This is a genomic window from Catenulispora pinisilvae, assembly GCF_015356865.1.
Taxonomy (GTDB): domain Bacteria; phylum Actinomycetota; class Actinomycetes; order Streptomycetales; family Catenulisporaceae; genus Catenulispora; species Catenulispora pinisilvae.
Genome location: NZ_JAAFZA010000347.1, coordinates 1 through 8518, shown reverse-complemented (window position 1 = coordinate 8518; position 8518 = coordinate 1). Strand labels below are relative to the sequence as shown.

The window sequence follows — 8518 nt, the reverse complement described above, 5'->3', positions numbered from 1 at the left end:
GGGCGGGGCCGAGGTCGCCAGGGACGGCTCGACGTTCGCGATCAGGGAGTGGGCGGGATTCGCCCGCATCGCCTGAAGCCGCGCTCATCGTCGGCTGCGCTCGCGCGACCGAAGCCCCGAGACCAAAGAAAGTGTCCCATGCCCCAGCAACCACAACACCCGGTCGTCCAGACGCAGGCCGGCACCGTGCGCGGTCTGCGCGACCCGTTCGGCGACCTGTACCGAGCCATCCCGTATGCGATGGCACCGCAAGGTGCCCGACGTTTCGCCGCACCAGTGCCGCATCCCGGCTGGCCCGGGATCAGGGCCGCCACTGAGCCGGCACCGACGGCACCGCAGCCCGCCCGCCCCTTCGGCCGTCTCGACATGACGCCCTACTTCGGACCGGGCTGGGTGCCGGGTGCGGAGTACCTGGCCGTCGACGTCCGCACCCCCGCGGCGGATGGCGAGAAGCGCCCGGTCATGGTCTTCGTGCACGGTGGCGGCTTCGTCAGCGGCTCCAACCGCGCCGCGCTGTACGACGGCAAGGCCTTCGCCCGCGACGGAGTCGTCCTGGTGACGGTGAACTACCGGGTGGGCATTCCGGGCTTCCTCGACCTTCCCGGCGCCCCGGCCAACCGCGGCCTGCTCGACGTGCTGGCCGCGCTGCGCTGGGTCCGCGACAGCATCTCCTCGTTCGGGGGCGACCCCGGCAACGTCACCGTCTTCGGCCAGTCGGCGGGCGCGACGATCGTCGGTGCACTGCTCGCGGCACCGGAGGCGGCGGGCCTGTTCCACCGCGCGATAGTGCAGAGCGGCACCGGCACCGGTGCCTTCACCCCCGAGCAGGCCGAGCGGGTGACCGCGGCGGCGGCGACCGCGCTCGGCATCCGGGCGTCCGTCGAGCAGTTCGCCGCGATTCCGGACGAGCATCTGCTCGCCATCCTGCCGAAGCTGGCCGGACTCGACCTGCGGACGGCCACGGCCCGGGACCCGCTGCTCGGGCTGAGCCCGTTCAGCCTGGTCTTGCCCGTCCAACCCGCCGACGCGCTGGCCGACGGTCCAGCCGCCGAGGTCAGCGTGCTCATCGGCGACAACATCGAGGAGGGGAACCTGTACCTCGTGCCCCAGGGCAAGCTGGAGCCTTCCACCGAGGACGACGTCCTCGCCCTCGCCGCAGCGGGCTACGCCGATCCCGGCGCCACGGTCGCGGCCGTCAAAGCAGCCCGGCCGACCGCCCATCCCGGCGAACTGCGCTCGGCACTGCTCGGCGAAGCACTATTCGGCGCCGGCACCACGCGCATGGCCGAGGCGCACTCTCGCATCTCGGGACGACGAACGTACGCCTACTCATTCGCCCAGCGCTCGACGGCACTCGACGGCCGGCTCGGGGCCACCCACACCACCGAGCTGCCCTACGTGTTCGACCTCGCCGACGAGCCGTGGCTGCACGGCGACAGCGGCCTGCTCGGCCCGGACCCGGCACCGGAGGGTCTGGCCGAGGCGATGCACGGAGCCTGGATCGCCTTCGCCCGCGACGGCGATCCAGGCTGGGCCGCCTACGATCCGGAGCAGCCGGTGGTGAGGGTGTTCGGGGATTGATGTAGTGCACTGAATCGGTTCCCGCAGGAGATGCCGGCCGTCCGGCCCGACTGGTTTCCAGTCGGGCCGGACGGCTTTCATCACCCGTTTCACAGAACCCGTACTGGTACTGGTTCCTCGCTCCGCCGCCGGGCCACAGTTGTCCGAGCCGGGGGGCTCGGAGGGGAAGGTTCGGCTCGGAGCCGAGGAGGATGCGGATGGAGGATGGATCCTCCCGCGACGGAGCGAGCCTGAGGACGCGGCGTATGTGCGTCGCGGTCACGGGCGCAGGGCCGGGATTCTTGGCCTCGGCCCTGCGCTCCGGCGAGATCGACCGCATGGACGTCGCGGGCACGTCCGACGGCGAAGTGGCGGTGGCGCCGACCGGGGCGGACGAGATCTGGCTCGCCCGCGACCTCATCGCCGCGGTCCGCCAGCGTCTGGACAGCTGCCGAGAGGGCTCCGCCCCGGTCTTCCCCGCGCTGAACGTCGGACTCGTCCGGATCGTGGACGGCGGTCCGCACGCCGATCCGCGGGCCGAGGAGGAAGAGATCGAAGCCGGGATGTGAACGTCAGTGCATTTCTAGGCGAGCATCACGCTTCGGCGAGTCCTTCATGCTTACAGATGTTGACACCACCCGGAACGTTGCAGGAAAGAACATCCAATGCTTTTCCGCGATATCGAGACCGCCGAGCTTCGGCCGAATTCTGCGATATCCGCACCGGGTTCCACACGGCTACCTACCATGTGCTTTCAGAGCTGCTCGGGGGGCGACCGGGCAGAGGGGAATTGGGATTGGAATGGGGATCTTCGCGCAGGAGCCGCTGCTGTCGGCCATGCGACCGGGCGACCGGGCCGCACTGCTGGCAGCCGGGGACGGGCGCCGATACCAGGCGGGCGAACGGCTGATGCAGCAGGGCGCGGCCGAGGACTTCGTGATCGCGATCTCGTCGGGCTGGGCCGTCGTCCAGGCGGCCGCCGCCAACGGCCGTGCGCTCATCCTCGGGTTGTGCGGACCCAAGGACATCGTCGGCGAGCTGGCCGTCCTGGACGGGCGGCCGCGCAGCGCGACGGTCACGTCATTGACACCGCTGGACGGACATCTCGTGTCCGGGGTGCGCTTCCACGGTTTCCTGAAGGACCGCCCCTTCGCCGGCGTGGCCATTCTCCGGGGCATGGCGCTGCGGCTGCGGGCCATCGACGGCCACAGCCGCGACCTGGCCACGCTTCCGGTGCTCCAACGGCTGGCACGACTGCTGATCAGCCTGGACCAGACAGCTCTGCGCGCCGTGTTCGCCGGCCAGTTCTCCCAGCAGGAGCTGGCCACGGCCATCGGGGCCACCCGGGAGTCGGTGGCCAAGTCGCTGGCGGCCTTGCGCACCCGCGAGGTGCTGGTCACCACGGAGCGCCGGATTCAGATCCTGGACCGGGGGGCGCTGGTGGCGATCGCCGACTTGTGAATTCCGCTACAGCGGCCGGTGAGTGTGCCGCCGCACGATGAGGGCTGGAAGGGCGGGAGAACCGAACGGCGGCAAGCGAAGCGCGATATCCGCCGCACGGCCCCATCAGACTCCGACAACCTCATCAGACTCCGACAACAAGGAGAGAACGATGCTGACAGCGGACGGTCCCGACCGGGCTTCGGCCCTGCCGCCGGTTCCGTGCCATCTCGTCGAGCAGGCAGAGCATGCGATCGACCGGGCCGACACCAAGGCCGCCGCTCTCGGCGCCGTCGCGGTCGCGATCCTGGCGGTCCTGACCTCCGGCAGGTCCACCGCGCACCGAGGTGCCGGGCACGTAGCGGGGGAGGTGTTCCTCGCCGTAGGCCTGCTGGCCTGGGCGGCCGGGGTATTGGCGCTGGCCGGTGCGCTGCTGCCGCGCCTGCGCCGGGCGGCGCCCGGAGAACACGCGGTGTCGTTCTGCGACTTGCCGAAGGACCACGACGCGAACCGGATGCGCTTCCTGGCGGGGCGGGCGGCCGGGGACGCGGAGAACTGGCTCCTTGCCCAGGGGCACCTCTTGAGCCGGATCGCCGTCGTGAAGTACCGGATGATCCGGCTGGGAATGGCGCTGCTCGCAGTCAGCGGGCTCACAGGCGCACTCGGAATGTTCCTCTCGTGAAAATCAGACATCAGCTATCAGCCATCAGGGGGCGAAGATCGTGTCCGAAGAAGCGTTGCATCATCTGATCCTGTTCTACGACATCCAGGGGTCAGCCGGATTGACGAATCCGGAGAAACTAGTGGCACGCCGAGTGCTCCAGGACTGCTGCACCGGAGCCCTGGAATCCGCCTCGATCCCGGCGGACCGGGTGAGTGTGAAAGACCTCGGCGACGGGGCGATGGTGCTCTTCACCGCCGAGGTTCCCAAGTCCCAAGTGCTCGGCGCGTGGCTCAGCGAATTCCACGCCCTGCTGCAGCGCGCCTACGAACGGTCGACACGGCCCTTCCAGGTCCGGCTGGCGGTCCACTCCGGCGAGCTGCACCCCAGCCTCAACGAGCACACCGGGACGGCCCTGGACTTCACTGCCCGGCTGGTGGACGCTCCCGTCGCGAAGCGCCTCCTGGCGTCCACGCCCTCGGCTTCTCTGGCCGTGATCGTCTCCGATGTCGTGTACGACCAGGTCGTGCGACACGGGGGCGGCGGCCTGGCGCCCACCAGCTTCTCTCCCATCACCGTCCAGGTGAAGGAGACCGACACTTCCGCGTGGCTGCATCTGCCGGGCTGGACACGGGTCCCGATGCCGCCGGATGCCGAAGGCGCGGACCGGCCGGGACGCTCTAGCGGGAGCCCCGGGACGTCCGGCAAAACGAACAGCGCCGACAGCCCCGGCCCGGACGTCCTCAAGGACGGAGTCTCCGTCTCCGGCGGTGTCGTGGGCGTGATCGGGACATCGACCGTGCACGGACCCTTCACCGTCGGCGGCAGCCCGGACGGTGCCAAATGACTGCCGACGACGCCGGCTACGGTGGTGGTGGCGGCGGACCAGCCAAGCCGGCCGGTGGCGGAGCGGCCGGGGCCGGCGGTGGCGGTGGCGGTGGCGGTGGCGGTCCGGCCAACGCGGCCGACCCGAGCGCGCAGAACGTCGACAGCTCCCCGGAGGACATGATCGGCGCCGCTCGCTCCGACCCGCTCTCCGACGCGCGCGCCACCCCCGACGAGATCGCCGCCAGCCACGCGTACGAGAGCTTCCAGCGCGGCGTGTCGGCGGCGGGCCCGGTGGGCGTGATCGGCGGCGCGACGATCTCCGGCGGCCTGCACATCCACGCGGCGGGTTCGGTCCGCGGCACCCGGGCCTTCGGACCGGTGCGGACGGACCTGCTCGCCGAGATCATCTCCTGGTACGCCGCCGCGCCCCATGACGCCGAGATCCGCAGCACTCTGCGCGAACGGCATGTGGTGGTGATCCGGGGCGTTCAGGGCAGCGGGCGATCGACCACCGCGCTCAAGCTGCTCAGCGAGTTCGCCCCCGGCCAGGTTGAGTGGCTCACGGTGGACTCCGGCCTCGACGACGTCACCGACGCGCGCATCAAGCCCGGGCACGGCTATCTCGGCGACTTGGGAAGCACCGGCCGGTCCCTCGGCGAAGCCGACCTCGACCGCTTGTCCGAGGACCTCAGGCAGCGGGAGGCCTACTGCGTCCTGCTGCCGCCGGCCGGCGAGACCGGCAACTGCCCGGCCGTCTATCTGCGCGAGCATGCGGCACCGTCGCAGGGCACTGTCCTCGATCAGCGGATCGAGGCAGTCCGCTCGCAGCCGCGCCGGGTCGAGCCCGAGGCCCACGCGACGTTGACCGAGCTGAGCCGGGATCGCGAACTCTGGGCCCTGCTGGGCTCCGATCCCGGGCCGGCCGAGGAGGCTTGGCTGGCCGAACTGATCACCCGCCTGGTGGCCGGGGAGTGCGACCGCCAGAGCGCGCTGGGCGCCTGGAGCGAGCTGATCGACCAACGGATCGGCGAATGGCTGACGGACCTGCCCCAAGGGGTCGATCTGCATCGGCACCGGGCCGCGGTCGGGGAGTTCGCCTTCCGGCTCAGTCTGGCCGTGCTCAACGGCTCCCCTGCCAACCTGGTCGCCGAGGCCGGCGAGCGCTTGGCCTGGGAGCTCTACACGACCGCGAACCCCCGGCTCACGCCGGGCCGGAACGTCTTCACCCAGCTGGACGACGACCGGATGGCCCGGTCTCGGGCCACGCTCCGGGACGGAGCGATCACCGTCGGGGACTCCTCGGCGCCGACCAGACTGCTGAACTACCGCGACGATCGCCTGCCGGTCCGGCTGCTCGCCGCGGTCTGGGGCAGCCGGCCCAATCTGCGGCGCCCGATCCTGCACTGGTTGCAGGATCTGAGCCAGGACCGTCGTCCGGACGTCTGGATGCGTGCGGCACTGGCGATCGGCCTGGTCACCAGCTGGGACTTCGCCTACTGCTATCACGAGGCGATCGAGGCGTGGGCGGGTTCGGAAAGCGCCAAGCAGCGCCTGGTCGCCGCGGCCGCGCTGAACCAGGCGGCTCGGGACGAGAGCACCGGCGCGGCCGTGGCCACCGTGCTGCGCACCTGGGCCCGCGGCGACAAACCGGAGCTGATGTGGACCGCCACCGTCGCGTTCGGCTACGGGGACGGCGCGTCGGACCTGAGCACCGTGCTGCGCCTATTGCGCCGAGTCGGGGTCTGGGAGGAAGGACGGCTCGCGCTCATCGTGAGCAAGTCCGTGTCCGATCTGTTCGCCCGCGGCGGGTTCGAGCAGGTGCTGGAGGCGCTCGACGGATGGATCGACGATCCGCGTGCCGACGAGCACATCCTCGGCCTGCTGACCGTCCTGCGGCTCGGGGACCTGCGGGTGCGTCAGATCCCGAGCATCGACGACCTGCCGCTGGGCGGCCAGGCCAAGGCCGCGCTCGCCGACCCCGTGCGGGCGGACTGGCCGCTGATCGTCGCCGTCGCGCAGTACGGCGCGAGCGTGGGCCGGAAGTTGGTGGAATGCGTCTGGCAGGCGCTGTCCTCCTCGCTGGTCGGCAGCGCGATGCGGGACGAGATCGGGGACTGGATCCGGGCCGCGGACAAGTCCCCTGAGCTACTGCTGCCGCTCGGCGGGTTCCTGCGTGGCCTGATCGACGACGAGGACGACGAGGCCAGGCTGCTCGACCTGGTCGACATGCTCGCCGCGGATCCCGACGAGCCGCTCCCGCTGCGCACCGCGCACGCGGTGCGCGCGGCGGTCCGACAGAGCGCGACCAGTCAGAACCAGATCGCGGCGGCCCTTTAGTGAATCGGCCGGACAGTGGGAAGTGGAGTTGAGAGACCGTGAATGACATGGACAACGTTTTCAGCCCGATCCTTGCGCGGCGGGAGTACCTGGGCGCCAAGGCCGAGCCGGTGACGGCGCACCTGGCGCACGTCCTGGTGACGTCCAAGGGCGAGCACCGGATCGTGTGGCCGCACGACCGGGCGCACTCGGTGGTGTGGCAGCACACCCGCTCGAAAGGGATGTTCCGGGGCAAGGTGAAGACCGTCTACGACATCGACCTCGGCGTGCGGCACCTGCCGTTCGAGGTGGAACTCCCGGGCGCGGGCGACACCTTCTCGTTCAACGTCTCCGTCGTGGTCGAGTGGCGGGTCCTGGACCCCTCGCTCGTCGTGCGCAGCCAGCTGCTGGACATCCGCCCCCTGATCCAGCCGGTGATCACCGAGGAGATGCGGCGGATCGCCCGCGAATACGGCGTGGACAACTCGGCCGCCGCCGAGACCGCCATCAACGAGCGGCTGGCCGGCGAGGCGCTGAACTTCAACGACCCCGAACAGCTCGGCGCCGCCCTGGCCAGGACCGTCACCACCGGCCACATCGGCCGCGAGTACGGCCTGTGGACCAGGACGATCGCCTCGGTCCAGCCGGACAAGTCGCGGCTGGCCCAGTCCGACGAGGTACGCGACCTGCGTCACCAGATCGAGGCCGAACGGCTGAAGCAGGAACTCCGGATGCTGCAAGAGCAGAACAACCAGCAGGTGCTGGAGAACCGGACGAGGTTCTACCGCGAGGCGTTCACCTCCGGCGACATCGAGCGCGCGGTGCTCCAGGTCGCGCAGAACCCCGAGGAGCTGACCGCGGTCGCGCAGGTGGTGCGCGAGCAGGAGCTGGCCGGGCAGCGCCTGACCATCGACTTCGTCAACAAGCTGCTGGAGGAGGGCGCGATCGAGCGGTGGCAGGTCAACGACCAGGCCAAGGCGGCCCTGGACTGGCTGCGCCAGTCGACCAGCGCGGTCTTCACCCCCGAGATCCCCGGCCAGGCGTCGGGCCCGGCCGGTCAGCAGCGCAAGCGGGTCCGCAAGACGCCGCCCCCGGAGCTGGGCGCCGGGACGCAGCCCGACACCACGATCGTGGTGGACGACGTCACCCCGGACCGGACGAACTGACCGACGGACACCCGTCGCGAGGCGCGTGTCGGGGGCGCGTGTCCTTGTCGACGGGAGCCGGGCGGCGGGGGAGCGAAGCGGCGTGGTTAGACGGATATCAGCTGCCATTGTTGGTTGGCGGCGCCGCTGCTGATGGTCTCCTGCTCCAGGTCCGCCAAGTCGGCGGTGGAGGATCCGGCGACGCCGACGGCCTTGCCGCTGCGGACGCTGACCAGGCTGACGTAGCCGCCGCCGGCGTCGGTGATCCGCCACTGCTGGTTGGTCGCTCCGGTCGCGGTGTACTGGCAGATCGGTGCGCCGTCCGCGGTGCCGCCTCCGTAGACGTCCATCAGCAGGCCCGAGGAGATGTTGACGAGGTTGTAGATCCCCGCGCCGACCGGCTGGAGCCGCCAGGACTGGTTGGAGCCGCCGTCGCGGGAGTACTGGATCAGCTTCGTGCCCGCGGTGCCCGAGGCTCCGGGGTCGTCGATCGCCTTGCCGCTGTTGCGGTTGACCAGCACGTAGGTGCCGGAGGGGCCGGAGGAGGGGGCGAGGGCGGCGGATGCGC

8 protein-coding genes are annotated in these 8518 nt (G+C 70.7%); 7 read left to right on the top strand and 1 reads right to left on the bottom strand.

What is annotated here, in order from left to right:
• Window positions 1-138 precede the first annotated feature (138 nt).
• The 7 genes from IZR01_RS46060 (at window position 139) to IZR01_RS46030 (ending at window position 7971) form a co-directional block, all read left to right on the top strand.
• The gene (locus tag IZR01_RS46060) at window positions 139-1581 is read left to right on the top strand and encodes a carboxylesterase/lipase family protein (protein WP_194895405.1); all 1443 of its coding nucleotides are present in this window, start codon (window positions 139-141) and stop codon (window positions 1579-1581) included.
• A 197-nt stretch (window positions 1582-1778) separates the two neighbouring features.
• Complete coding sequence (locus tag IZR01_RS46055) at window positions 1779-2129, top strand: hypothetical protein (RefSeq protein ID WP_194895404.1); 351 nt, start codon at window positions 1779-1781, stop codon at window positions 2127-2129.
• A gap of 232 nt (window positions 2130-2361) precedes the next feature.
• Window positions 2362-3021 carry a Crp/Fnr family transcriptional regulator gene (locus tag IZR01_RS46050; RefSeq protein ID WP_194895403.1) on the top strand — a complete coding sequence of 220 codons (660 nt, stop codon included), beginning with the start codon at window positions 2362-2364 and terminating at the stop codon, window positions 3019-3021.
• Window positions 3022-3172: 151 nt separating this feature from the next.
• A complete protein-coding gene (locus IZR01_RS46045) occupies window positions 3173-3682 on the top strand; it encodes a Pycsar system effector family protein (protein ID WP_194895402.1) in 510 nt (169 codons plus the stop codon).
• A 40-nt stretch (window positions 3683-3722) separates the two neighbouring features.
• Window positions 3723-4508, top strand: a complete 786-nt coding sequence (locus IZR01_RS46040) for an adenylate/guanylate cyclase domain-containing protein (protein ID WP_194895401.1) — start codon at window positions 3723-3725, stop codon at window positions 4506-4508.
• Complete coding sequence (locus IZR01_RS46035; protein ID WP_194895400.1) at window positions 4505-6826, top strand: hypothetical protein; 2322 nt, start codon at window positions 4505-4507, stop codon at window positions 6824-6826. The genes IZR01_RS46040 and IZR01_RS46035 overlap by 4 nt, the downstream gene beginning before the upstream one ends.
• A gap of 47 nt (window positions 6827-6873) precedes the next feature.
• Window positions 6874-7971, top strand: coding sequence for an SPFH domain-containing protein (locus IZR01_RS46030; protein ID WP_194895399.1), 1098 nt, complete (start codon window positions 6874-6876; stop codon window positions 7969-7971).
• 86 nt (window positions 7972-8057) lie between these two features.
• On the opposite strand, the gene IZR01_RS46025 is transcribed toward IZR01_RS46030, so the two are convergent.
• Window positions 8058-8518, bottom strand: a 461-nt coding sequence (locus tag IZR01_RS46025) for an RICIN domain-containing protein (RefSeq protein ID WP_194927512.1), incomplete at its 5' end; no start/stop codon positions are given.

Coding starts and splice junctions, on each gene's coding strand:
- IZR01_RS46060 (WP_194895405.1), top strand. CDS start 139: ATGCCCCAGCAACCACAACACCCGGTCGTCCAGACGCAGGCCGGCACC.
- IZR01_RS46055 (WP_194895404.1), top strand. CDS start 1,779: ATGGAGGATGGATCCTCCCGCGACGGAGCGAGCCTGAGGACGCGGCGT.
- IZR01_RS46050 (WP_194895403.1), top strand. CDS start 2,362: ATGGGGATCTTCGCGCAGGAGCCGCTGCTGTCGGCCATGCGACCGGGC.
- IZR01_RS46045 (WP_194895402.1), top strand. CDS start 3,173: ATGCTGACAGCGGACGGTCCCGACCGGGCTTCGGCCCTGCCGCCGGTT.
- IZR01_RS46035 (WP_194895400.1), top strand. CDS start 4,505: ATGACTGCCGACGACGCCGGCTACGGTGGTGGTGGCGGCGGACCAGCC.
- IZR01_RS46030 (WP_194895399.1), top strand. CDS start 6,874: ATGGACAACGTTTTCAGCCCGATCCTTGCGCGGCGGGAGTACCTGGGC.